Below are 23,198 nucleotides of genomic sequence, written 5' to 3'. Positions count from 1 at the left end.
GTGATCGTTGATGTCTTGTTGGCGTGGCAGCGCTACCTCCCCACCCTGTGGGGGAAAGGGGAGTAGTGATAGTGCTTGGCTTTCCTAAGAAGAAGTAGAAAAATTGGACGTCGGGAGGTATCTCTAAAGATGACTTCATCACTTGCTGATAAAACACGTAATCCTTTTGTGAATGCCACCGACTTATCTGATTTCACAAGCTCTTTGGAGCGCGGCGATTGGGTTACCCAGGCTAACTGTCGTAACGGTGACCCAGATGCTTTGTTTGTGCGGGGTGCCGCGCAGCGTCGAGCGGCTGTGATTTGTCGCCAGTGCCCAGTGCTGATGCATTGCCGGGCGGATGCTTTGGACAATAGGGTGGAGTTTGGCGTGTGGGGTGGTTTAACGGAACGCCAGCGCCGCGCCCTACTGCGGAAGAATCCACACATCCAGTCTTGGGCTGAATATTTGGCAAATGGTGGCGAGCTGGTCGGGATCTAGCTCCTGCCTTGGCGCACGAGTGCGTGTCGACGCCCACTTCATGCCCGCCATATCGATGCCGGGTACGCACTGTGGCGGCGTCGATACGCTTATGCTCTGTGGCGGTGTGGGGTGATGTGCCAGGATCTGTGGCGGTGTGGGGTGAATGGGGGAAGAAGTTCCTATTCTTCCCCTTCTTTTCGTCTACAGTGTGAACCATGAAGAAATGGGAATATGCAACCGTGCCTCTGCTTGTGCACGCAACCAAACAAATCCTTGACACCTGGGGCGAAGATGGCTGGGAACTCGTGCAGGTCATGCCAGGCATGAACCCAGAAAACGTGGTGGCCTACATGAAGCGCGAGGTCGAATAAATGTCGCATTCAGCTCGCCTCGCACAGCTGGGCATTACCTTGCCCACTGTTGCGCAGCCTGTGGCCGCATATGTTCCCGCTGTCCGTGTTGGCAATCAGGTATGGACCTCCGGCCAACTTCCCTTCATTGATGGGCAACTGCCCGCAACCGGCAAGGTGGGCGCTGAGATTTCCGTGGAGCAGGCGGAAGGTTATGCCCGCCAATGCGCTTTGAATGCTCTCGCTGCCGTGGATGCGCTGGTGGGTATTGATAAGGTCACCCGCGTGCTGAAGATTGTGGGCTTTGTGGCTTCCGCGGAAGGTTTTTCGCAGCAGCCTGCAGTGGTCAACGGCGCTTCCCACCTGATGGGTGAGATTTTTGCCGAGGCTGGCCAGCATGCACGCTCCGCAGTGGGGGTTGCTGAATTGCCGCTGAACTCCCCTGTTGAGGTGGAGATTATCGTCGAGATCGCCGACTAATAGTCCCCGCCTGGGGTGGGGGCGATTTTGACTTCGCGATTCCCTCGTGTTCGCGGATAGGAATCGGCTAAGCTTTAAAACCATGGAGCATCCCGCTTACAGTCAGCTGCGACCGGTTACCCCGTCTGCATCCGTTGTCTTGTGTCCCAACCCAGGCTATGCCGCCCTCGAAGGAACCAATTCGTGGGTTATCCGCGCCCCTGGGGATCCTCGGAGTATTGTTATCGATCCAGGCCCTGCTGATGAGGGGCACTTGAATGTGCTCAATAACAAGGCCAGTGAAGTAGGTTTAATTCTTCTCACCCACCGCCACCATGACCATGCGGATGGGGCACATCGTTTCCGCCAGCTCACTGGCGCTAGTGTGCGTGCTTTCGATAAGCCGTACTGTTACGGTGCTGAAGCCTTAACCGATGGTGAGATCATCAGCATCGAAGGCGTGACCCCCCAGGTGGAAGTTGTGCACACCCCAGGCCACACGGCTGATTCTGTGTGTTTCTTCATCTGGTCTGGTGTCCCCCATGAATCAGAGCTTGAGGGAGTTGCCACCGGCGATACGATCGCTGGACGCCACACCACCATGATTTCCGAAACCGACGGAAACTTGGGTGATTACCTCAACACCCTTGCGTTGCTGGAAGCCCGCGGGAAAGGGATTCGTCTCCTGCCTGGACATGGCCCCGATGCTGAGGATGCGGCGAGTTTTGCCCGCTGGTACACCGAGCGCCGCGAGCAGCGCCTCGATCAGCTGAAAGCTGCCTTGGACAAGCTGGGCGCCGACGCACCACTGAAGGCCATCATTGATGAGATTTATGATGATGTTGACCCAGTACTGCGCGGGGCTGCTGAGCAATCCACTCGCGTAGCGTTGCGTTACTTGGATCAGGCGAAATAAACCCCACCTGTTCCACCCTCCATGCGAGGCACTGAACTTTTTGTGTACACATCTGCCCTCCACATGCATGTATCACATGCGTGTGGAGGGCAGTACTGTTTATGCACAACCAAACCCCCGTGCCGTGAGGGTGGGTACATCAGTGGGCGATGATGTACCCCCTCGTTGTTGGCACGGGGGTTAAAAGTGGTGAACGTGTTTAGCGGGCGCGCTTAGCCAAGTGCTCAGTATCAACGATGAGTACGGACTTGCCTTCCAAACGGATCCAACCACGATGGGCAAACGTAGCCAGAGCCTTATTCACAGTCTCGCGGGATGCGCCCACAAGCTGGGCGATCTCTTCCTGAGTCAGGTCATGGTTGACGCGAAGAGCGCCACCCTCCTGGGTGCCGAAGCGGTTGGCCAGCTGCAGCAGGGTCTTGGCCACACGGCCAGGAACGTCGGTGAAGATAAGATCAGCCAAAGCGGAGTTGGTGCGACGCAGGCGACGAGCCAACACGCGCAGCAGCTGCTCAGAAATCTCTGGGTGATCGGAAATCCACTGGCGCAGCATCTCAGAGTTCATGGTGGCGGCATGAACTTCAGTCACGCACACAGCCGAAGAGGTACGAGGGCCTGGATCGAAGATGGACAACTCGCCGAACATATCGGAAGGACCCATCACGGTCAGAAGGTTTTCGCGACCATCTGGGGCGTGGCGGGCAAGCTTCACCTTGCCGGAAGTGATGATGTAGAGGCGATCCCCTGGCTCGCCTTCTTCAAAAATTGTTGCGCCGCGAGGGAATCGGACAGATTCCAAATCCTCAATGAGGTTAGCAACGGCGATAGGATCCACGCCCTGGAAAATACCAGCTCGGGATAGAATGTCTTGCACGCCTTCCACGGTAAAAGTACTCCTCATACTCTTGGGTGAGTCTAGCCAGTACTTCTCACGGTGAAACAGGATTGATTCCCACACATTGATCGAAGTCAAGGTATGCAGTAGGAAGACTGGCAGCATCAGGATGCTTAGTAACTATTGTCACAGACTACCTTACTATGCAATACGTCACTTAAGCACCTCGGAAACCAGAATTATCACAAGGGGTAATATTTGGGGGTGTTTAAAGGGGGTGGGTAGGGCTAATTCTCGTCATTTCCCACATGATCGGGCGAAGAGGTAGTAGTCTCAACCGCCCCCGAATGAGCGGATTCTAAGGCTTCGCGAGGGGTAAGCACAGCATTTTCTAACTTATCCATCCACATGGGGAACAGGGCAAAAACAACCGGAACCACTAATACGAGCAAAATCGTCATACCATTTACCTTAACTGCTGTTACTGATTATAGGGTGTTGGTTATGAAAAACACGCAGCTGGCACGCGTGCGTCGCGCACGAAAGCTCGCACGCGAACTCACACGCGGCTACCCAGAAGCACACTGCGAGCTCGACTTCACCACGCCACTTGAGCTTCTCGTCGCCACCGTTTTGTCCGCACAATGCACAGATGTGCGCGTCAATCAGGTCACCCCCGCGCTTTTCGAGGCCTACCCAAACGCCCTCGCCTACGCGAATGCGGATATCGAGCATCTCCAAGAAATGATCCGACCCACTGGCTTTTTCCGCGCCAAAGCCAGCAACCTCATTGGGCTCGGACAGCTACTCATCTCCGATTACGGGGGAGAAGTACCTCAAGCCATCGAAGACCTCGTGCGCCTACCAGGGGTGGGGCGCAAAACCGCACACGTCGTGCGCGGCAACGCCTTCGGATACCCCAGCATCACCATAGACACCCACTTCGGACGATTAGCCCGCCGATTCGGACTAACCGACAGCACCGACCCCGTGAAAGTCGAACACGAAATCGCCGCCATGCTGCCGAAAAAAGAATGGACACTATTCGGCCACCGCATTATCTTCCACGGCCGCCGCATCTGCCACAGCCGCAAACCCGCCTGCGGCATCTGCTACCTCGCACCCCTATGCCCCAGTTATGGGGAAGGAGAAACCAACCCCGCCAAAGCAATGGACATGATCAAAGCACAAGACGATGAACGCCAGCACCTCATCAGCTTGTGGGAACAACTCAACCCACCCGAACCCACACAACCTGCGAATAGCCCAAAACAATGACAAAACCAGCACCAGCAGAAACGAAAGGTGAGGTGTAACAATGAAGAAAACACTCGTGAGCTCCCTGTTCGTCTTCGCGCTCATCCTCGGAATACTCCTATGGGTTCTTATCCGCACCACTACCAGTGGCACCACCGACGCCACTAGTGCCACCACCAGCACAGCCACGCCACACCCCGAATCCCACTTCACTCCCGTCGCGCACCTACCCGCCTGCCCCACGCCCCGCATCGGTGGCGTAGAACTACCCTGCCTCGGCCAAGGCCCAGCCACAAACACCACCACAACCCCAACCAACATCACCGTGGTCAACCTCTGGGCATGGTGGTGCGGACCATGCCGCGACGAGCTCCCGGTCGTCGAAAAGCTTGCAGCAGCACACCCAGAATGGACCGTCGTCGGGGTACACGCCGACCCCCAAGCCCACGCCGGGGCAAACATGCTGGACGAACTGGGCGTGACATTGGCGTCGTATAGCGATACGAAAAACCACTTCGCAGCCACGTTGGGACTGCCGAACGTTGTGCCCGTCACCGTCGTTTTGCGCGGTGACACGGTAATCAAAGTACTCCCGCAGGTGTTCCACACCGTCGACGAACTCGACGCCACCATCACCCAGGTGTTGAAAGAAAACCCATGACCCACTTCGCAGCCCACGCCGCACCGCGCTGGATGACACCCCTACTTCACTCCATCGACGACGGCAGCCTCCACCGCACCCTCGACAAAGCCCTCCCGCCCGGCATCGGCCCCGACCCAACTAAACAATCAGCAGTACTCATGCACCTGTGCGGCAACCCCACAACCAGCACACTGCCTGACGACGCCGCAGTCTTGCTCACCCACCGCTCACCGCGCATGCGCAAACACTCCGGACAAGTCGCATTCCCCGGCGGACGCGTCGACGCCACCGACCGCCACCACCTCGACGCCGCACTTCGGGAAGCATGGGAAGAAACCGGCCTGCAACGCAACACCATCACCCCCATAGCCCAACTCGGACAAGTGCACATCAGAGTCACCGGATACCCCGTCACCCCCATCCTCGCCTACAGCGAAGAACCCCAAGAAGTGCACATCGCCAGCCCCGCAGAAGTCGACGACGTGTTCTACTTCCCCCTGAACGAACTCGCCAACCCCACCAACCGACTACTCGTGCACCGTGGGCAATGGCGCGGACCCGCCTTCAAAGTACACGACTACCTCGTATGGGGATTTACCGCCGGAGTGCTCCACGCCGTACTCCAGCACGCGGGATGGGAAATTCCGTGGGACCGCCGAACACACTACGATTTATCTGAGATGATTGCGCTTTCACGCAACAATGAACAACACTGAACAACACTGAACACCAGCGATAGTGCCACGCAACCAGCATTAGCGCCGAAAACACCAGTAAGGGATAACACGTTTTGGAACACTCACCAGGTCTTTGGGTGGACATTATTGTCGCACTCGGACTGATTGTCGCAATCTACACTGGGTGGCGCCAAGGAGCTTTCGCATCAGTACTCTCAACCATCGGAGTCATCGCCGGGCTTATCTGCGGCGCAGCGCTCGCGCCCGCCCTTATGAGCTTCACCGACCAAGTTGCCCTTCGATTCTTGCTCGCGCTCGGTGTTATGGTGCTGCTGGTGGGGCTTGGAAACCTCATCGGCGGCATGCTCGGCTCAGCGCTACGCGACCGCATGCGCTGGCGCTCCTCCCTTCTCCTCGACTCCGTTGTGGGTTGCGTTTTCCAATCCTTTGCCACCCTGGTGGTCATGTGGCTGGTTGCCATTCCACTCGTCGCCGGACTACCAGGACCTGTGGCAAACACTATCCGCAACTCCCACATCTTGGGCTACGTGGACTCAGTAGCACCGCCAACACTATCTACCCTGCCGACAAAAATCTCCGCCATGCTTTCGGAAACAGGGCTGCCACCACTGATTTCACCATTTAGTGGACGCGAATCTGTGGCCGTGGCGGCACCGGCCATCGAAGTAGAAGACGTCGCATTAGTCGAACGCCTCCGCCCCTCTGTCATCCATGTTCTGGGCGAATCCCAAGCCTGCGCACGCCGACTCATGGGCTCTGGCTTCGTCGTGGACAACCGCCACGTGATTACCAACGCACACGTGGTGGCTGGCACCGAGACGGTACAACTCGATACCGTGCTCGGCACATTCAGTGCCAGCGTCGTATTCTACGACCCGCAGCTTGATATCGCGGTGCTGCGCTCGGATGAACTCAACATCCCGCCACTACGCTGGGCACAACGCATGGCCACTAGCGGTGAAGACGCCATTGTGATGGGCTTCCCCGAATCAGGGCCGTTTGAAGCCTCCCCTGCCCGCGTGAGCGACCAACTCACCATCGCAGGCCCTGATATTTATGCCCACGGGCGCGTCGAACGCGAAGCATATACCGCCCGCGGCTCCATCCGCCAAGGAAATTCCGGCGGGCCAATGCTTAACCTCGATGGCGAAGTCATTGGTGTTGTGTTCGGTGCCAGCGCCGACGAATCCGATATCGGCTACGCCTTAACCGCACAAGAAGTGCAACGCAAGGTCGGCGACCTCAATGCGCTAAACACCCCAGTGGACACGCAGGAGTGCGTCATCCGGGGCTAAGACGAAGGCTTGTGAAAACGAAAAAAACAATTGCGGGCGGGAAACACACTCAATCATGGGTGCGTATCCCGCCCGCAGTCAATAGATGCCCAACGTAAAAGAGACGTAAACACCGCGATGAAAAGTGCAATCGCTGCTGCGAAAACCACTCACCGTGTTTAGGAAGCGTGGTCTGCTTTCGAGTCAATTGCGTGGGCAAAAGCGGTAATAGCGCTTATGAAGTCCTTCGGGTTTTCCAAATGCGGGCGCAGTCGTGTACCTGAAATAACCTGTGTGCGGATTCCCAACGTGGCACGGCTGCGAGCTGCGGGCACAAGCGCTGCCGACTGATGGGAATTGTCAATCAACATGTGCACAGGCACATCCACTGTCGCAGCCGCCCACTTTGGCGGGGCTACTGCGAGGAATACTCGCGAAGTGCGAATAATAGCAACTGTGGAGCTTGCAATTGATGCGGTTGTTTCCCGCCACCGCAGATTCTGAGCGAACTGCTCTGAGCACTGGAAATCCAAACTGGTGTTATTGCGCAAATCCCGCCGAATGAGAGGTTTCTTGTGCCGCCATGCTTTCGCAACCACTGAACTCGGCAGCATAAAAAGCGCGGAGGTAGCCACAAGATTGCTAAAAAGCCATGGCTGGCGCATTACAAGTTTGCGCATATCAGTAGGGTGAATGGCCCCGCAGGTGGTGATGGATTTCACGTGGTTGGGGTGGCTGGTGGCTAATGTCCACGCAATCGTGGCCCCAGTGCCCATGCCCACAATGTGGGCTTTGTCGTGCCCGAGGGTGCGGATCGCCCCTGACAGATCTCCAGTCAAGTGTCGAAGGTCGTGCCCGGTGGGTGGTTTATCGGACATGCCGTAGCCGCGCATGTCGAGGGCGACTGCGTAAAACCCTTGGGCAGCAACGCCAGGGAGGATATGCGCGAAGTCGACCCAGCAGGTGAAGGAATCGTGGAGGAAAATGATCAATGGGTCGGTTGGTTTTCCGGCGACCACGGCGTGGAGTCTGATCCCGCGGGTATGCAGATCGAGATGGTCGAAGTCGCCTTCGAGTGCTACTGCAGTGGGACTTAGTTCACGCACGATTAATCTTGACATTCCTTTGAACAACGTCGTATGGGTTTTCCCGCCTAGCACTGGTTTCTAGTGAACTGCGCCTGTGTGGGAGCCCATCGGGGAAGGGGGGAAACAAAACCCTCACCCTGCGTTGCGCCGTGGGGGAGTTTGCGCCCGTGTAGCACCTAGGGTACAGTGGTTTATTTTCTCACTGTGCGCGTGGTGGGTATGAAGGGGGGTAAACGGTGGCGGCGAGGAGTGACGCGGGGGAGGGCAATGAGGGGGTGGATGTACTGTGCAGCGGTTAGCTGTACATGCCGCGGTTTTTCTTCTCCAAGGCTTCGGTGGCTTTGCCAGGCACGAGTGCTTTAAGTTCGTTGACTGAAGCGATGGTTTTCTTCGGTGCGCTAATCTTCTTGACCTTTTTGTAGCCGAAGAGTGCGAGCAAACCGGCGACGACAAGCATGGCGAGGAAGACGATGAGGAATGCTGCCCAGCGGTCGAGGAAGACCGCGAGAACTTCCGCGAGGAAGAAGAAAAAGAAGAAGGAGGAGTACAGGGCGATTGCGCCTGCTACGCCAAAGAGGCCGCCACCGATGACGCCCTTTTTCACTTCGCTGCGCATTTCGGTTTTTGCGAGTTCGATTTCTGCCCGCACGAGGGTGGAGATTTGTTCGGTGGCGTTGCCGACAAGGTCCCCGATGCTTCCTTGGGTTCCGGTGTCAACGTCGGAGAGGGGGATGGAGTTGACCTTGGATTCAAAGGTTTCGGCGCGGTTGGTAAACAAGCCGTTGTCGTTGCTCACGGGTGGGGTTTCCTTAAAATAATCATCAGTGACGTTAATCAGATACTGCCAATCGTGCCACGAATTGGGTCTAAAGGTGAATTGGTTGGGGGTATTGTTGCTGATTTGTTGTTTTTAGTGGGTATTCTCGCAGGGAGTATGGATCCTTTTGCCTTTATTTTGTCCCAGCCCTCTGTTGCTCAGTGTCGTGATGTTGCGGTGAAGAAGGTGCGGGCTGTGCATCGTCGCCCGGTGAGTTTGCGTAAGAGCGATATCACTTCGGCGGAGTCGGTGCTGCGCGCTGCGAAGATTGTGCCTGCGTTGTCGCCTGCCCCGTTGAGTCTTGAGTGTTGTGTCAGCGGGTTGAGTGTGTTGGCTCCTGCGCAGCGTGAGGCGAGCGCGGGGTTGTTTGTGCGCGCCCCGTTGCAGTTGCTTGCGCGGGTGGATGTGTTACTGGGTGGTGTGGGGCGTCCGGTGGATGCGTCGGCTGCTGCGTGCTTGTCGACGCTGGCTGCTGTGATCACGAATCCACGCGCACAGCAGGAGTTGCTGCCCGCCGTTGTGCACGCAACGATCGTGCGCGGTGCGGTGTTTGGTCCGCGCAGAGTGGCGGTGGCGGTGGTTGCATCGCGGGTGGCCGCAGTGGCGGTGGGTTTCGATCCGCTGGGTTTGTGCGTGCCGGAGGTGTTTTTCAACCGCCATAAGAAGACTTATGCCCAGTTGTTGGCCAACTCAGATTCAGCTGAGGGGATGACCAAGTGGTGCGAGTTCTATTTGGATGCGATGAGCGCCGGCGCCGATGAGGCTGAAGGGATTGCCGCTGCTGTTAGTTAGGCTGATCGAAAGATCTAGGCACAAGGGGGTGTGTTCACAGCAGGAGAAAGTATCGGGACGCACCGCAATGATCCAAGTCAGCGCGCAGCTGCAAAATTGACCTGCGGTTTTGCATATAGCACGTGCTCTATGGCGAATCAATATTTCCCTTACCTGTGACCCCTAGCCACAAGCTGTGGATGTGCCGAGCTATGTTCTGACAGAAGGATGTTGAGATCCTAGAAACTGTAGGCATCTAACAGCTACAAAGCTTACTGCTACGGTTGGTTTTTATAATGAAAACTAGCCCGGATTTTTCATGGGGTGGGGCTTAAAAGGTGTGTAAAAAGTAAAGAAAGTGCTTCTTGACCTGCTAGAATAGAGATGTTGTTAAGCCTTTATTCCAAGCAGAAAAGGAGCACTTTCATGGTGAAGACTACTACATACACCCCTATGATGGCCAGCTGCACCCGTCTTGTTTCCCGCGCGGGGGTGTTACCCTTTGCTCATGTAGCTCAATTAGTCGGGATTGGTGCCAGCCTTGATCGTGTTTTCTCACGGCAACGGTTAACACATACTTTTGGTGATGCGTGTACTGGGTTAGCGTTATCGTTAATTGCTGGTGGTGACGATGTTAAAGACATCAACTTGTTAGATTCTGTTTCGACAGCATTATCGTCTCAGCCATTGCCGTCGGTATCAACCCTGTGGCGGCGACTGACAGAGCATAAAGACACCAGCGATAAAATACGTGAAGAATTCCTTCACGCGATCAAATACGCCCGTAGCACACTATGGAACCTGCTGGGCGATCAAGCCCCACATAAGCTCGCTACAGTAGACAAACCCCTGATAGTAGATATTGATGCGACACTGATCTGTGCGCATTCTGGCAAGGAAAAAGCCGCACCTACCTATAAGAAGGGGTTTGGTTTCCACCCATTATGTGCTTTTATCGACTACACCAGCGTAGGGTTAACTGGTGGGGAATTTTTAACCTGTCTGCTTCGCCCAGGTAACGCGGGAGCAAACACCGCTAATGATCATTGCCAGCTTGTCAAAGAAATCCTGACCGCTCTCCCCGATCACAGCGATGGCAAACCTTGGGGCAAACGACTTGTTATCCGTGCTGACAGTGCTGGTGGGACAAAACAATTCCTTAGCTCCTTAGACGACCATGACCTCGGTTATGTTGTTGGCTTTTCACCCTCACCTACAGCAAGTATCCTCCTCAATGAGCACATCAGATCCGGTAACGAAGCAACTAGTCACACAGATTATCGATCATTACGTAACACCCGTGTGCCAATTGTGCGTGGCAATGGGGATATCAGCTTTGATGACCAACACTTCCTTGAAGACATCACCGGACTACTACAAACCGCACACCTAGAAGATGACAAACCACTGGTGAACCTTCTTACTGATTACCCCACCACGATGCGCGTGATCGCACGGATAGAATCCCCCCCACGCAGGGTGCCAACACAGCATTTTCAATCAACTCGGCATACGCACCCAATTATGCGCAACAAACCTCAACTGCAATATTCAACGCATTGACCAGTACTATCGCCAAAGATCACTATGCGAACAACACATCAAAGACGCCAAAGATCAAGGCCTTGCAAAACTACCGTTTTGCCAGTTCAAAGCTAACCAAATCTGGTGTCTCATCATAACCTTAGCCCACCAACTTCTCACCTGGACAAAACTACTCGACCATCACTACAACAACCACAACAGCGGCAACAACAAGAAACGAAATCAATCCGACAACCCGTGGTGGACATGGGCACCAAAAACCATTCGAGCAAGGTTTATTGCAATCTCTGCAAAAATCACGACAAGCAGCAGGCGCATATACCTCCACCTCGATCAACAAAGCACACACACCCCCACACTGGTGACACTTATGGAATACACCCAAAACCTCCTACGCCCCCTTAAAAAACGAAAAACCTAACCCCCTCAACCACAACACGCAGCAGACCCCACCACCGGCAGCCAACCGCAGGCACCCCACCACAAAACCCCACCACAAAAACACGGACGTACACCTTGCCATTGAAAACCACAACCAAAGGCGAAGGTGCCCCAACCAACCCCACAAACACACCACCCCAACCCACCACCACCAAACCCACCCCATGAAAAATCTGGGCTAGTGTACGGTCAAGTAGATGAAGGTCGTTTATTGATGAGCATTACTATTGAACAACTGAAAGTCACCCGTTCGCACACAACCACACTCGATATCCCATTTTTAGAGTTTGACCAGCGACCTACTCTGCTTTTAGGTGTTAATGGGGCAGGGAAAACAACGCTATTTTCAGTCCTTGGTGGACATCTCAAACCCTACAATGGGAGCGTGCGCACGCGTGGGAAGATCGCGATTGTGGAACAGCATTTCCGCCCCATTGTGGGGTTTAACTGTGCAGAATACTGCGCGTATGTTGCCTGGTTACGTGGACAAAGCTGGAAACAAGCACAACGAGATGCCATCTCGTGGTTGAACTTTGTTGATCTTCAACCCCAAGCACAGCAACGCTGTGAAAAACTCAGTGGCGGTCAACGTGCGCGGTTAGCGATTGCTACTGCGCTGAATTCCGGCGCGGATACACTTGTCCTGGATGAACCAAGCGCATCGCTAGACCCCATCAGTAAACAAACGATCACTTCCTTGTACTCACGCATTGTGAACCAAGGACGGTCATTGATAGTCGCCACCCACGATAGTGCAGAATTGCAACCACCTTTTAGTCGAGTAGTTGTCCTCCATGCAGGCCAAATTCATTTCGATGGTGATCGCGCAGCTTTCCACCAGTTAGCTTTTGATACGGGCAACTCCCCAGCGCACGTGCTTGCCCGCGCTTTTCGGACGCGAGGCGGGGAGGAAGCTGATGTGTAAATTTGGATTAGCACACTGGGCTCGACGTCCATCATTATGGATATGCGTCGGTGCCATCGTCCTATGCCTACTCCCGCTTTCCTCCTTTTCACTTGCCAGTTACACCCCATCGATTCTGGGGCATGCCGCTTTGTCTTTGTATATTGTGGTGCCCGCAACAACTGCAGCCGTGGCATGGGAGGCTTCCCGCTTTCAATCCTGTGCCACCTTAGGCAAGGGGGCGGTGCGCAAAATCATCACGGACAGGATTCTTCTTTTCACAGTTTTTCCTCCCCTAGGGTACGTGGTGGCCGTTGGATTCCTCGGGCACGGAACATCTGCATTCTTTTCATCCACTTTTTATTTGATGTTCGCCTACACATGGGTCGTGGGGATAAGTTGGGTGGCACTGGGAAGTGCATTGGGGTTTATACTCAGGCCGGTTATATCAGTCACCCTAGCGGCTGTGCTGGCCTATGCCTGGTATGCAGTGGTGCCTTCCGCCACTGAACCTGGGGTTATACGAGTGCTTCTGGGTGATTTCTTAGACTGCTGTAGCCCTGATGCCACTCTTGATCCACGGGCAATTGCTGTTGCGGCAGTCGTAGTAGTGGCAGCAACCTCCCTAGCTACGGGGATAGTGCTGAGTGTGAAAACACCCCACAGTGGATTAGCAACGATTGTCGTTGGTGGACTTCTTCTCACAGGGGGTGTGATGATGAATGCCTCACGTAGCACCAGTGTGGTTGATCGTGACCGCGCTGCACTGGTGTGTACTGATCAGGTGTGTGCGTGGCCTGAAATTCCAGAGAAAAATCGTGAATTGAATGCGCAAGCCCGTGAAATTTTTGCCCGTATCGCACCTGCTGAATGGGCGCACTATGCCAACAAGCCGGTGGTCTGGGGTAGTACTGGCGTAGACGCACTGGAATTTAGTGCACAACACACAGTCGAAGGTGTAGTGGGTGATTTCGTGGACTATGTTGGCTCAGTGGAACTAGCCCGCAGCGGGGTTGAACTCTGTGGTGTACCTGCCTCTGAGTTGGGGGTGGTGCGCAGTCATCTCCCGTGGGATACTCAAGTGCCAATCGATAGTGCTCAGGTAGAACAACGCCTGAGCCATGCGTTGTGCGGAATGTAAGGCGGTGGCATGCGCTCACGTTTCGCACTCTATTGTTGCGGGCACAAAATGTGGTCTGCTGTGTTGCTCACCTGCGTGGTTTGTGCAGTGGTCTTTGGTGCTGGCAATCAGAGCGTTCGCGTACCCTGGATTCTTAGCCCACAGGCTGTCACCCTCAGTGGAATAGCTGGCCTGCTGTTTTCTCTTAATGGTGTGTTACTTTTCCGCAACGAACTCTCACGCCTCGAGTTAATGTCATCGCGCCAGTGGCTGTGGTCGCATGCAGTGGTGCTGGGCATTGTAGGGTTGATTCCGTGGCTGATGGTGCCTGTTGCCGATGGTGGGAGTCGTTTTGCGTACGTGGCTACTCTTACATTCTCGTTGTGTGTGGCACTCGGGGTGTTTTTACGCACGGATACGCTCGCATTAGTGCTCATGGTTCAATTCCTAGCCCAAACCCTTGTGTGGTCGAGCCTCGAGCATACAGTGTTCCGACATGTTCTTTTTGCTATTGACCAGCCTCCCACACCAGTGGCTGCTGCGCTCAGCGTGGTGGCGTTGGTTACCAGCTTCGCTGTGTATGCATGGCGCTACCGTTCGTAACTGCGTGGGGGCGCGAGAATACATTCTTAGTCTGAGGATAATGAACGCGCGGCTCGGCTTTTAACTCACGCAATTGAGCATAGTTGGACTGGGTTAGCTTGAATCGGTGGGGCGTTTCATCCACCAGAAAATACCCATGGTCACGGCAGCTAAACCAGCCAACACGCCAGTGCCCACGGTGAGTTCTTTGCCACTGGGCAAAGGGAAAAGGGGCACGGGGTTTTTAAAGCTGCGAATCTCCCACCCATTTTCCACAGCAACCTTGCGCAATGCCCGATCCGGATTTACTGCTACAGGATTGGCTACAGCTTCTAACATAGGAAGATCTGTGATCGAATCGGAATAGGCAAAACTTGCGCAAAGATCATAGCCTTTTTCTTCCGCCAGCTTTTTTAGCGCCTGCGATTTAGCTTCCCCTTTGCAATAAAAGACAATTTCACCGGTGAATTTTCCATCTTTTTCACCCAATACAGTGGCGATCACTTCCTCCACACCCAGCTCCTCTGCAATAGGTTCAACCAAGGTGGAGGCGGAAGCGGAAATGATCACAACATCGTGACCGGCGGCGCGGTGGGCGTCGATAAGCTCCCGTGCCTCTTGGTAAATCGTCGGCGTCACGGTGTGTGTGAGAGTATCGCGTGCGATCTGCGTAATCTGCTCAACATCCCAGCCAGCAACCATCTGTGTGAGCTGATCGCGCACACTATCCATCTGTTCACTGCTATGCCCACTAAACATGTAGGAGGCTTTCGCCAGCGATAACTGCACCGCAGTAGCGGGCGAAATTAACCCAGAATTTAAAAACTCTTTGCCAAAAACATAGGCCGATGAGGTGGCGATAATTGTTTTATCCAGATCGAAAAATGCTGCCACCTTGCCGTGGCTAGTAGGTGCCGCCATTTCCTCATCGTGCCCAACACACGTAGGTTCGACCCCTTGGGTATGTCCCAGCGTAGGCAGCTGAGAATCCCCGCAGGGGCTGTGAGGTTGCTGCTGCGGGTGGGGTGCGGGCTGCTGAGAAGAGTTCGAAGACATGTCAGGGTTCAAGCTTAGTTGTTCAGGATCGTTTTCGGCTGATACCGCCCCGCCCTTAGCACTTCGCGGCGACATCATGGGTGAAATTGGTTGATGCGAATTGTTTGTGTCATAATAGGCACTGCAAGGCCCCGATATACAGTGTGGCCTGCCCCGGCCGAACACCCCCCCCTTTATGGCCGGGTTGGCGGCTCGTGCAACACCCCCCCCTTTAGCACGAGCCGCCCCTAAACTTTTATCCCCCTCATGCACTCGGCGCACTAATGCCAAAAGCGCAGTTCAGCTGTGAAAATATGGTCACGCACGCAGGAGGGTGTGGTGTGCGGTGCGACTGGGGGCGGCGTCGATAAGCACAGGTTGCGGTTGCGCCAAGAATATGGTGGGTCCCGCCTGTGCATGGTGGGTGCTGCGGTTGTGTTTTGTTCAGCGGTGGTTTTTAGGCGGGCGTTACTCTGAGCAGTTGCGTGGGGCACGTTCGACGCCCGCCCAGCCTGTTACAGAAGTGATGATTGTGACAGATGTGAATAGTTGTCCACAGCATAGGGGCAGTTTGTGACATAACGAAATCCAAATTCCACAGAAAAACATGTCGCAGCTTCACATCGGTTGAGAGGTTCACGCAGTGGGCTGAAACTAGGAACTATGACGGCTACACACATTCTCATCGCAGTCACCGATCCTGGACTACACCCCGAAGCAATCAATATTGCTGCCGCATCTGGGCTCGATGTTTTCGACACCACCGACCCGCGTGACATCGCACGATTCGCGCGCAAAGCACAGATTATGCTTGTCGACGCCGTCACCGCACACCACGCCGCGACAGTCGCGCACACAAACACCTTGTTCATCCTCTTCCCCGAACCAGGCCCCCTAGATACGCAGCTACTCGACGACACCGCAGCCGACGGCGGATTCTTCCTTCCCGCCCAAGCCAATGATCTACTCAAAGCAATCGGCGAGCACCTTCACTCCCACAAAGCGCACACCCCAACCAGCAGCGATCAGCAGCCCCACACAAGTACTCACGCGCACAAACGCCTCGACTCCGATGAAACACGCCCGATGAACACACGCGCGGCAAACTGGGGCAAAGTCTTGTGCGTCAGTGGCGCAGTCGGTGGGGCAGGAGCCTCAACATTTGCCGCCGCACTCGCACTTGCCGCCCACAAAGAACACCCCACCGTGCTCATCGAAGCCGACCCCAACTCAGGCGGCATCGACCTCTTAGTAGGAATAGAAAACACGGCAGGGTTGCGCTGGAACGACATGAAATTCACCGAGGGCAGCATCGATGGAACCCAACTCTTTCACGCCCTCCCGCACACAGCAGAAGGGCTCGCCGTACTCTCCATTGCCCGCAATGGTGATATCAGCGGAATCACCGAAGAAGGATTACTTATAGCCATCACTGCGCTGAAAAGCACGTACACAGTGGTCATTGATATGCCCAATTACATGCGATTTTTCAGCACAGTAGCGGAACAATCAGACTGCACCATCATCCTTATCCCCGCCGAAGTACGTGCCGCCGCCGCAGCCGCACGCGTGCTCGCGAAACTGCGCGCCAGGCGCGTGGATACCTGTGCGATCATGCGCCACCGTGGTTGGTCAGGGCTACGCCGCAAAGATCTCCCCACCATCATCGGATGCCCCGTAGCAGCGGAAGTATTCCTCGATAAAAAACTTCCCCGGACCGCCGAACTCACTGGTCTTGGCAACATCGGTACCAGCTCACTACCCAAAAGCCTTACCCACGCAGTACGCACAGTGCTGGAAGAAACCTAGAAACAAACACTGTGGCGAAGAAAACGCTGAGGAAAAAATTAGCGATGCAAAACACGCCACAACAACCATTGACCCACCTAAAAAAACACGGCGCACCAGCAGGAAGGAGTGATCATGAACCTACGAACCGCGACGACTCAAACCTCCAACACGCTCACGGCTCACACAGTTGCGCGCGCAGAGTCTGTGAATGAGGACCGGGATCAACGCCTTGCGCACCTCGTCAATCACGTTCAAAGGATCATCTCCAGTACCGAAAACCCACACGAACTCACCCCGAAAAACATCGCCGACCTTATCCGCCGTGAAGCACCCAGCGTGATGAGCGATGTAGATGTATTACATGTCATGCGCAAACTCAGGTCCGACTCCACAGGCATCGGAATCCTCGAAGATCTCCTCCGCATCGACGGCATCACAGACATCGTTGTCAACGGACCGAACAGTGTCTGGTTTGACTGCGGCGCAGGGCTTGAACAATCCACAATCCGTTTCAACTCCGAAACACAGGTACGACAACTAGCCACACGTCTCATGGTTACCGCTGGGCGCAGGCTTGACGACGCCCAATGCTACGCGGACGGAAAAATTCAGCCCGATTCTGGGCATCAACTGCGCATCCATGCAGTCTTAAGCCCACCGGCCGAAGGGGGTACCTGCATCTCCATTCGTGTGCTGCGCCAAGCCGAAGCCACCATTGAAGGCCTCGAACACAGCGGCACTTTTGATGCGCACACCGCAGAAATTCTGCGAGTCCTCGTTGCTGCCCGGCGGTCCTTTCTTGTCGTTGGTGGGACCGGCAGTGGAAAAACCACACTGCTGTCAGCACTGTTAGCGGAAGTCAGCGCACGCGAACGCATTGTGTGCCTCGAAGATACCAGTGAGCTAAAGCCCAACCATCCGCACGCCATCACGCTGGTTACTCGTGGAGCTAATACTGAAGGCCAAGGCGAAATCACCATGTCTGTGCTGCTCAAACAGGCACTGCGCATGCGCCCGGATCGAATTGTTGTTGGTGAAATCCGTGGCGCGGAAGTCGTAGACCTACTTGCCGCACTGAATACCGGACATGAGGGTTGCGCAGGCACCGTTCATGCCAACTCCATCTACGAAGTACCTGCTCGACTTGAAGCGCTCGCAGCCACAGGGGGAATGCCCCGTCAAGCATTACTCTCGCAGTTAGCTGCAGCCCGCCCCGTCGTGTTGGTGATGCGCCGAATGGACGGCAAAAGAGTGCTGTGGCAAATCGGGGCGATCGAAAGCTCACGAGCACAGGTAAAAATCCTGTGGGAAAAAGACTCCCCACACTACACCGGGCACAATCTGCATCAAATCGGTTCTTGGCAACGCAGCGAGGAGGAACACCGATGAACACAATGGCCAGCGTGTTTGCGCAGTTGAAACCCAATCTTGGTGTGTTCCTAGTGCTAGTGGCCTGTGCGTTCGGGGTGGAGCTTGTTCAGCCGATCAATACCAAGGTGCGAATCCGCGAACTCAACCCACGAACCCCAAAGGGCACAGGATGGAAGAATCCGCGAAACCCAGTGATTATCGGCCTGGGACTTGTCGGTGGTGTAGTGGTGCTGCTGGCGCTGCGCACGCATCTCCTAGTTCTAGTTGCCCTAGCACTAGTCGGGTTTACCGCCATCACAGTGGTTAAAGACATCATCGCTATGCGAGCGCACACGCGAATATTCCACGAATGCGCGCACGCGCTAATGGTCTTAGAAGGCGAACTGCATGCTGGCGCAAGCATGCGCGAAGGACTGAAATCAAGCAGCGCAGTGATCCGTGACCCCACCGTGCGCCAACTCGTGGAAACCGCCTCCTTAAGAGCCGAAATGGACAGCGAGTACGCGGCCGAAACACTGCGCGAAAGCACCATCGAACCCCTGCGTTATTTAGGAGCCGGGTGGATGCTTTCCCAACGCCACGGCATGTGCTTAAGCAGCATTATTGCCCTTACCCGCGCCCGAATCGATGCACGAATCACCGTGGACCGAAAGATGAATGCCGCACTCCAAGGCCCCCTTGTCACCGCAGGAGTACTTGCCTGCCTCCCTCTCCTCGGCATGGGATTAGGCCTCGTCATGGGCATCAATACCTTAAATTTTCTGCTTAACACTTTCCTCGGAAACGTTATCTTCCTCCTCGGGGTCAGCGCCGAATGCGCAGGAATTTTCTGGTCACGCCGAATCATCACAGGAGTAAAACAATCATGAACACCACAATCGCCGTGCTCCTTATCAGCATCGCACTTTTACTTCCGCCACCGGAACTCATCCAACGCCTCGGACTCCACCGAGCGCGCGACGGGCCAGGAGCATACCTGTGGCGGCGAGTACGCGTCGATAAGCCTCGAACACCCACACACAAACCCCAAGACTTAGCCCACGACCTCGAACTATGCGCAGCCTGCTTAAGCTCCGGAATGAGCTTGGCGCAAGCTGCAGCCGCAGTCGCTGAAGGATCACCGCTGAAAGAATGGGGACACAGCGCCTACATGCTCGCCCTTGGCGTCCCTGTGGAACGCGCATGGGCACACATGACGGACATCGAAGGACTCGAAGAACTAGCCGCACTAGCCAAAAGCAGCGCACGCTCAGGAGCAGCACTGGCGACAGGGCTTGGCAGAATCGCCAGCCAGCTGCGTGAAACCGCACAGTTTCACACCGAAGCACAAGCCGAACGCGCCGGGGTGTTCATCGCCCTGCCCTTAAGCCTGTGCTACCTGCCTGCATTCATGCTCCTAGGACTCGCCCCCGTGGTCATCGGCCTAGGCATGAACATTTTCACCACATCACTTTCACCCTAAGGAGAACACCATGTTCAACCACACACTCACCCACCTCATGCAGCATCTACGCAGCACAACTGTGCGCTGGGTAGAAGACGACGAAGGCATGACCACCATCGAATACGCCATGGGCGCACTCGGTGCGGCAGCACTCGCAGGTGCCCTCTACTTGGTCGTATCTTCGGGGGCGGTATCCAACGCACTGGAATCAATCATCACCAATGCGCTTAACTCCACCCCGAACTAAACACCCACTTCTTATTACAGTGCGTCGTTGGGCTGCAGACGAGCACGGGTCCACCACCATTGAAACCGCACTAGGCTTCAGCAGTCTCGTACTCATCTTCAGCCTCCTGTTGGCAGGTTTAATGACCGTGGCCACCTATATCTCTGCCATCGACACCGCTGGGGCGGCTGCCCGTGCAGCCGCCATCGGCGAACCCTACACGCCGAGTAGAGGGGAAGTCATCATCGAAGAAAGCGGGGCGAAAATCACCGCCACAGCAACCATCCCCAGCTTCTTTGGAGCGATAAGTGCACACGCCGTTTTTGTCAATGAACAATCGCTTACCCAACCCTGAAAGGAGTAATAATGCAACTGTGGCACGAGGAGCACGGCTCAACCACGGTGCTCACCGCAGGAATTATCGCCATACTTGCGCTGATCAGCGTCGTGTTCTTCAGTCACAGTCACACCACCATCGATGCCCACAAAACCCGCAACGCCGCTGACCTTGCCGCAGTCGCAGCAGCCTACGCCCACCACACAACTGGAGAAGGATGCCATCTAGCAGCAGAAATAGCCAGCGACAACGGTGCAACCCTGACACACTGCCACATCGATGGCGGGGATGCTTACGTCACAGTAGAAGGCCTAAAAACGACGGCACGCGCCAGAGCAGGGCCCATGGGGGTTGATTAATCCTTTCCCGCAAGCATGGACACCATCGCCCCCAGAAGCGTGTGCGCCCCCTGTTTATCCAGCGGATTATTCCCATTTCCACACTTCGGGGACTGCACACAGCGCGGGCAACCAGAGTCGCATTCGCAGGAGTCAATCGTGTCATAGGTACGGCCAATCCACTCAGCAAACCGACGGTAGCCCTCATCGGCAAAACCCGCACCGCCGGGATAACCGTCGTACACAAACACCGTGGGCAACAGCGTGTCTGGGTGCAGCGCAGTAGACACACCACCAATATCCCAGCGGTCGCAGGTCGCAATCAAGGGAAGCAACCCAATGGCGGCGTGCTCGGCAGCATGTAGCGCACCAGGGATATCCTCAATACCTAGAGCGGTAAAAATAGTCGGATCGATTGTATACGCCACGCTGCGCGTCAGTAGCACATTCGGTGGTAAATCAAGGGGCACTTGGTTAATAATGCTGCCATCAAATCCCTTGACCATATAGCCGACAACCTGGGTGGTTACCTCCACATCCACGTTGGAAATCCACAGGCCAGGTGCTGGATTAGACACCTGTACTGGATCGTCCACGATCCTAATATCCGTGGTGCTTCGTGCCACAGTGTAGTAGTCAGGGGCCTCGGGGTGAACCAGAGCGAGACGCCCATCAAGGTCGAGTTCATCCACCACAAAGTGCTCACCCTGGTGAACGTAGACTGCGCCGGGGTGGATGTGGCTGTGTGCTTGAGTGGCGTCGATAGTGCCGAGTAGGCGACCATCGGTGCTATCAACGATGCGGATTTGGTGTCCGCTGCCGCGCAGGTTGAGTCGTTCGTGGCCGTCGAGTCCGGGTTTAAGTTGGGCGTACCAGCCGTTGGCACGGCGTCTCAGAAACCCTGCTTCGATGAGGCTGTGGAGTGTTTTTTCGGCGTTAAAGGTGGCGATGTCGGCCTCGTTGAGGGGTGTTTCGAGGGCTGCACAATACAGGTGGCCTGCGAGGATGGTGGGGTTGTGGGGGTTGAAGACGGACTGTTCGATAGGTGTATCCAAAAGTGCTTCGGGGTGGTGGAGTAGGTAGTTGTCGAGGGGTTCGTCGCGGCCGATGAGTAGGGCGAGGGAGGACTGTCCGCGGCGTCCGGCGCGTCCGATTTGTTGCCAGAAGCTGGCGATGGTGCCGGGGTATCCGGCGCAGATGACGGCGTCGAGTCCGCCGACGTCGATGCCGAGTTCGAGGGCGTTGGTGCTGGCGAGTCCGATGAGTTCGCCGTTGTCGAGGGCTTGTTCGAGTTGGCGTCGGTGTTCGGGCAGATATCCGGCGCGGTAGGAGGCTACGCGGCTGGCGAGGTCTGCGCGGTGGTGGCTGCTGAGTTGTTCTTGGCAGGCTAGTGCTGTTAGTTCGGCTTGTGTGCGGGAGCGAACGAAGGTGAGGGTACGTGCCCCTTCGGTGATGAGTGTGGCCATGATGCTGGCGGCTTCGGTGGTGGGGGCGCGGCGGATGGGTGCGCCGTTTTCGCCGGTGGTGTCGGAAAGAAGTGCGGGTTGCCAGAGTCCGATGGTGCGGCTGCCGTGGGGTGAGCCGTCGGTGGTGACGGCGCTCACGTCGGCGCCGATGAGGGTGCTGGCGTGTGCTGCGGGGTTGGCGGTGGTGGCGGAGGCGAGGATGATGCGGGGGTTTGCTTTGTAACGGCGTGCTAGGCGTATGAGTCGGCGTAGTACGAGTGCGACGTGTGCGCCGAATACGCCGCGGTAGCTGTGGCATTCGTCGATGATGATGTAGTTGAGGTTGCGCAGGAGGCGTTGCCAGTGGGTGTGGTTGCGCAGTATTCCTGCGTGGAGCATGTCGGGGTTGGTGAAGATGAAGCGGGATTGTTCGCGGATGGTGCTGCGGGCATCGGTGGGGGTGTCGCCGTCGTAGGGTGCGGGGTGGATGGTGCTGAGGCCGTCGACGTTGTGGATGAGGCGGCTAGTGTTGAGAAGTTGGTCGTTTCCGAGTGCTTTGGTGGGTGTGAGGTAGAGGGCGGTGGCTGTGGGGTTGGTGGCGAGTGCGGTGAGGGTGGGCAGTAGGTAGCACAGTGATTTGCCGGAGCTGGTTCCGGTTGCGATAACAACGTGGTTGCCGTTCCACGCGAGGTCGGCGGTGAGAGCTTGGTGGCTGTAGGGGGAGGTGATGCCTTGGGCGCTGAGCTTGTCGACGAGCGGCTGGTGTGCCCAGTTCGGCCAGGGTGCGTAGGTGGCTGGTGTTGCTGGGAGGGTGCGGCTGTGGGTGCAGGTGGAGTCGGGGTTGGTTTCGGTGAGGGTGTGGAGTAGTTCTTCGGCGGCTGTGGGCGTGTGTGGGGCTGTGGTGGTGTGTGTTTTGTGCACGTCTTGTGTGTGTTTTGGGTTGTGTGGGGAGGAATTTTTCATCTTTTTTCTTTGCTTTGACCTGCGGGAAGTTGTGGGTAGAAGATTCTTCGCCTCACACTTTCTTCTAATCTGTGAAAGACTTGATG

Annotated in this window: 27 protein-coding genes; 21 read left to right on the top strand and 6 right to left on the bottom strand. The window is 55.8% G+C overall.

The annotated features are described in order from the left end of the window. The first annotated feature begins 129 nt into the window (after nucleotides 1-129). From CFELI_RS12790 to CFELI_RS12775, 4 genes are all read left to right on the top strand, one after another. Nucleotides 130-480: a WhiB family transcriptional regulator gene (locus tag CFELI_RS12790; protein WP_277104214.1), complete on the top strand. Its 351-nt coding sequence runs from the start codon at nucleotides 130-132 to the stop codon at nucleotides 478-480. A 197-nt stretch (nucleotides 481-677) separates the two neighbouring features. Beyond that, on the top strand, nucleotides 678-833 hold the full coding sequence (gene sp36, locus CFELI_RS12785; RefSeq protein ID WP_277104213.1) for a Sp36 family protein: 156 nt from the start codon (nucleotides 678-680) through the stop codon (nucleotides 831-833). Further along, entirely contained in the window at nucleotides 834-1,292 is a 459-nt protein-coding gene (locus tag CFELI_RS12780) for a RidA family protein (protein ID WP_277104212.1), read from the top strand. 82 nt (nucleotides 1,293-1,374) lie between these two features. Next, entirely contained in the window at nucleotides 1,375-2,187 is an 813-nt protein-coding gene (locus CFELI_RS12775; protein WP_277104211.1) for an MBL fold metallo-hydrolase, read from the top strand. A 199-nt stretch (nucleotides 2,188-2,386) separates the two neighbouring features. Here the strand turns inward: CFELI_RS12775 and glxR are convergent, their stop codons facing one another. Then, the gene (gene glxR, locus CFELI_RS12770; RefSeq protein ID WP_277104234.1) at nucleotides 2,387-3,070 is read right to left on the bottom strand and encodes a CRP-like cAMP-activated global transcriptional regulator GlxR; all 684 of its coding nucleotides are present in this window, start codon (nucleotides 3,068-3,070) and stop codon (nucleotides 2,387-2,389) included. A 239-nt stretch (nucleotides 3,071-3,309) separates the two neighbouring features. After that, a complete protein-coding gene (locus CFELI_RS12765; RefSeq protein ID WP_277104210.1) occupies nucleotides 3,310-3,483 on the bottom strand; it encodes a hypothetical protein in 174 nt (57 codons plus the stop codon). Nucleotides 3,484-3,526: 43 nt separating this feature from the next. Here CFELI_RS12765 and nth point away from each other — a divergent pair, with 43 nt between their 5' ends. The 4 genes from nth to CFELI_RS12745 all read left to right on the top strand — a co-directional run bounded on the left by nth (nucleotide 3,527) and on the right by CFELI_RS12745 (nucleotide 6,915). After that, entirely contained in the window at nucleotides 3,527-4,300 is a 774-nt protein-coding gene (nth, locus tag CFELI_RS12760) for an endonuclease III (protein ID WP_277104209.1), read from the top strand. A 40-nt stretch (nucleotides 4,301-4,340) separates the two neighbouring features. Then, nucleotides 4,341-4,940: a TlpA family protein disulfide reductase gene (locus CFELI_RS12755; protein ID WP_277104208.1), complete on the top strand. Its 600-nt coding sequence runs from the start codon at nucleotides 4,341-4,343 to the stop codon at nucleotides 4,938-4,940. Further along, nucleotides 4,937-5,638, top strand: a complete 702-nt coding sequence (locus tag CFELI_RS12750; RefSeq protein WP_277104207.1) for an NUDIX hydrolase — start codon at nucleotides 4,937-4,939, stop codon at nucleotides 5,636-5,638. Before CFELI_RS12755 ends, CFELI_RS12750 begins: the two co-directional genes overlap by 4 nt. Nucleotides 5,639-5,736: 98 nt before the next feature. Then, the gene (locus tag CFELI_RS12745; protein ID WP_425551786.1) at nucleotides 5,737-6,915 is read left to right on the top strand and encodes a MarP family serine protease; all 1,179 of its coding nucleotides are present in this window, start codon (nucleotides 5,737-5,739) and stop codon (nucleotides 6,913-6,915) included. Between the two features lie 158 nt (nucleotides 6,916-7,073). On the opposite strand, the gene CFELI_RS12740 is transcribed toward CFELI_RS12745, so the two are convergent. Together CFELI_RS12740 and CFELI_RS12735 are read right to left on the bottom strand one after the other, a co-directional pair. Next, nucleotides 7,074-8,000, bottom strand: coding sequence for an alpha/beta hydrolase (locus tag CFELI_RS12740; RefSeq protein ID WP_277104205.1), 927 nt, complete (start codon nucleotides 7,998-8,000; stop codon nucleotides 7,074-7,076). Between the two features lie 277 nt (nucleotides 8,001-8,277). Next, complete coding sequence (locus CFELI_RS12735) at nucleotides 8,278-8,778, bottom strand: phage holin family protein (RefSeq protein ID WP_277104204.1); 501 nt, start codon at nucleotides 8,776-8,778, stop codon at nucleotides 8,278-8,280. Nucleotides 8,779-8,859: 81 nt separating this feature from the next. Between CFELI_RS12735 and CFELI_RS12730 the strand changes: the two genes are divergently transcribed. From CFELI_RS12730 to CFELI_RS12710, 6 genes are all read left to right on the top strand, one after another. Further along, nucleotides 8,860-9,591: a hypothetical protein gene (locus tag CFELI_RS12730; RefSeq protein ID WP_290259055.1), complete on the top strand. Its 732-nt coding sequence runs from the start codon at nucleotides 8,860-8,862 to the stop codon at nucleotides 9,589-9,591. Between the two features lie 432 nt (nucleotides 9,592-10,023). After that, a complete protein-coding gene (locus CFELI_RS12725; protein WP_290259054.1) occupies nucleotides 10,024-11,133 on the top strand; it encodes a transposase in 1,110 nt (369 codons plus the stop codon). After that, nucleotides 11,063-11,536 carry a transposase gene (locus tag CFELI_RS13660; RefSeq protein WP_353959546.1) on the top strand — a complete coding sequence of 158 codons (474 nt, stop codon included), beginning with the start codon at nucleotides 11,063-11,065 and terminating at the stop codon, nucleotides 11,534-11,536. Before CFELI_RS12725 ends, CFELI_RS13660 begins: the two co-directional genes overlap by 71 nt. Nucleotides 11,537-11,770: 234 nt before the next feature. After that, complete coding sequence (locus CFELI_RS12720) at nucleotides 11,771-12,481, top strand: ATP-binding cassette domain-containing protein (RefSeq protein ID WP_277104333.1); 711 nt, start codon at nucleotides 11,771-11,773, stop codon at nucleotides 12,479-12,481. 382 nt (nucleotides 12,482-12,863) lie between these two features. Then, nucleotides 12,864-13,601: a hypothetical protein gene (locus CFELI_RS12715; RefSeq protein WP_277104330.1), complete on the top strand. Its 738-nt coding sequence runs from the start codon at nucleotides 12,864-12,866 to the stop codon at nucleotides 13,599-13,601. Between the two features lie 9 nt (nucleotides 13,602-13,610). After that, the gene (locus tag CFELI_RS12710; protein ID WP_277104329.1) at nucleotides 13,611-14,183 is read left to right on the top strand and encodes a hypothetical protein; all 573 of its coding nucleotides are present in this window, start codon (nucleotides 13,611-13,613) and stop codon (nucleotides 14,181-14,183) included. Nucleotides 14,184-14,276: 93 nt separating this feature from the next. Here the strand turns inward: CFELI_RS12710 and CFELI_RS12705 are convergent, their stop codons facing one another. Then, nucleotides 14,277-15,083, bottom strand: coding sequence for an HAD family hydrolase (locus tag CFELI_RS12705; RefSeq protein ID WP_277104332.1), 807 nt, complete (start codon nucleotides 15,081-15,083; stop codon nucleotides 14,277-14,279). Nucleotides 15,084-15,860: 777 nt separating this feature from the next. Between CFELI_RS12705 and ssd the strand changes: the two genes are divergently transcribed. The 7 genes from ssd to CFELI_RS12670 all read left to right on the top strand — a co-directional run bounded on the left by ssd (nucleotide 15,861) and on the right by CFELI_RS12670 (nucleotide 20,725). Beyond that, nucleotides 15,861-17,006, top strand: a complete 1,146-nt coding sequence (ssd, locus tag CFELI_RS12700; RefSeq protein WP_277104328.1) for a septum site-determining protein Ssd — start codon at nucleotides 15,861-15,863, stop codon at nucleotides 17,004-17,006. A gap of 240 nt (nucleotides 17,007-17,246) precedes the next feature. Further along, a complete protein-coding gene (locus tag CFELI_RS12695; RefSeq protein ID WP_374724750.1) occupies nucleotides 17,247-18,377 on the top strand; it encodes a TadA family conjugal transfer-associated ATPase in 1,131 nt (376 codons plus the stop codon). Beyond that, on the top strand, nucleotides 18,374-19,228 hold the full coding sequence (locus CFELI_RS12690; protein ID WP_277104326.1) for a type II secretion system F family protein: 855 nt from the start codon (nucleotides 18,374-18,376) through the stop codon (nucleotides 19,226-19,228). The genes CFELI_RS12695 and CFELI_RS12690 overlap by 4 nt, the downstream gene beginning before the upstream one ends. Next, a complete protein-coding gene (locus CFELI_RS12685; RefSeq protein WP_277104325.1) occupies nucleotides 19,225-19,821 on the top strand; it encodes a type II secretion system F family protein in 597 nt (198 codons plus the stop codon). Before CFELI_RS12690 ends, CFELI_RS12685 begins: the two co-directional genes overlap by 4 nt. Before the next feature lie 37 nt (nucleotides 19,822-19,858). Then, complete coding sequence (locus tag CFELI_RS12680; protein WP_277104331.1) at nucleotides 19,859-20,050, top strand: DUF4244 domain-containing protein; 192 nt, start codon at nucleotides 19,859-19,861, stop codon at nucleotides 20,048-20,050. A 19-nt stretch (nucleotides 20,051-20,069) separates the two neighbouring features. Further along, nucleotides 20,070-20,384 (top strand): hypothetical protein, encoded by a 315-nt coding sequence (locus CFELI_RS12675; protein ID WP_290259052.1) that lies wholly within the window; start codon nucleotides 20,070-20,072, stop codon nucleotides 20,382-20,384. 11 nt (nucleotides 20,385-20,395) lie between these two features. Continuing rightward, on the top strand, nucleotides 20,396-20,725 hold the full coding sequence (locus CFELI_RS12670; protein ID WP_277104323.1) for an Rv3654c family TadE-like protein: 330 nt from the start codon (nucleotides 20,396-20,398) through the stop codon (nucleotides 20,723-20,725). Here the strand turns inward: CFELI_RS12670 and CFELI_RS12665 are convergent. Further along, complete coding sequence (locus CFELI_RS12665) at nucleotides 20,722-23,112, bottom strand: DEAD/DEAH box helicase (RefSeq protein ID WP_310127953.1); 2,391 nt, start codon at nucleotides 23,110-23,112, stop codon at nucleotides 20,722-20,724. The two genes, CFELI_RS12670 and CFELI_RS12665, sit on opposite strands and share 4 nt — an antisense overlap. Nucleotides 23,113-23,198 lie beyond the last annotated feature (86 nt).

Source organism: Corynebacterium felinum (genome assembly GCF_030408755.1).
Classification (GTDB): domain Bacteria; phylum Actinomycetota; class Actinomycetes; order Mycobacteriales; family Mycobacteriaceae; genus Corynebacterium; species Corynebacterium felinum.
Note: the sequence above shows the minus strand (reverse complement) of the source record. Positions and strands in the feature narration are given on the sequence as shown.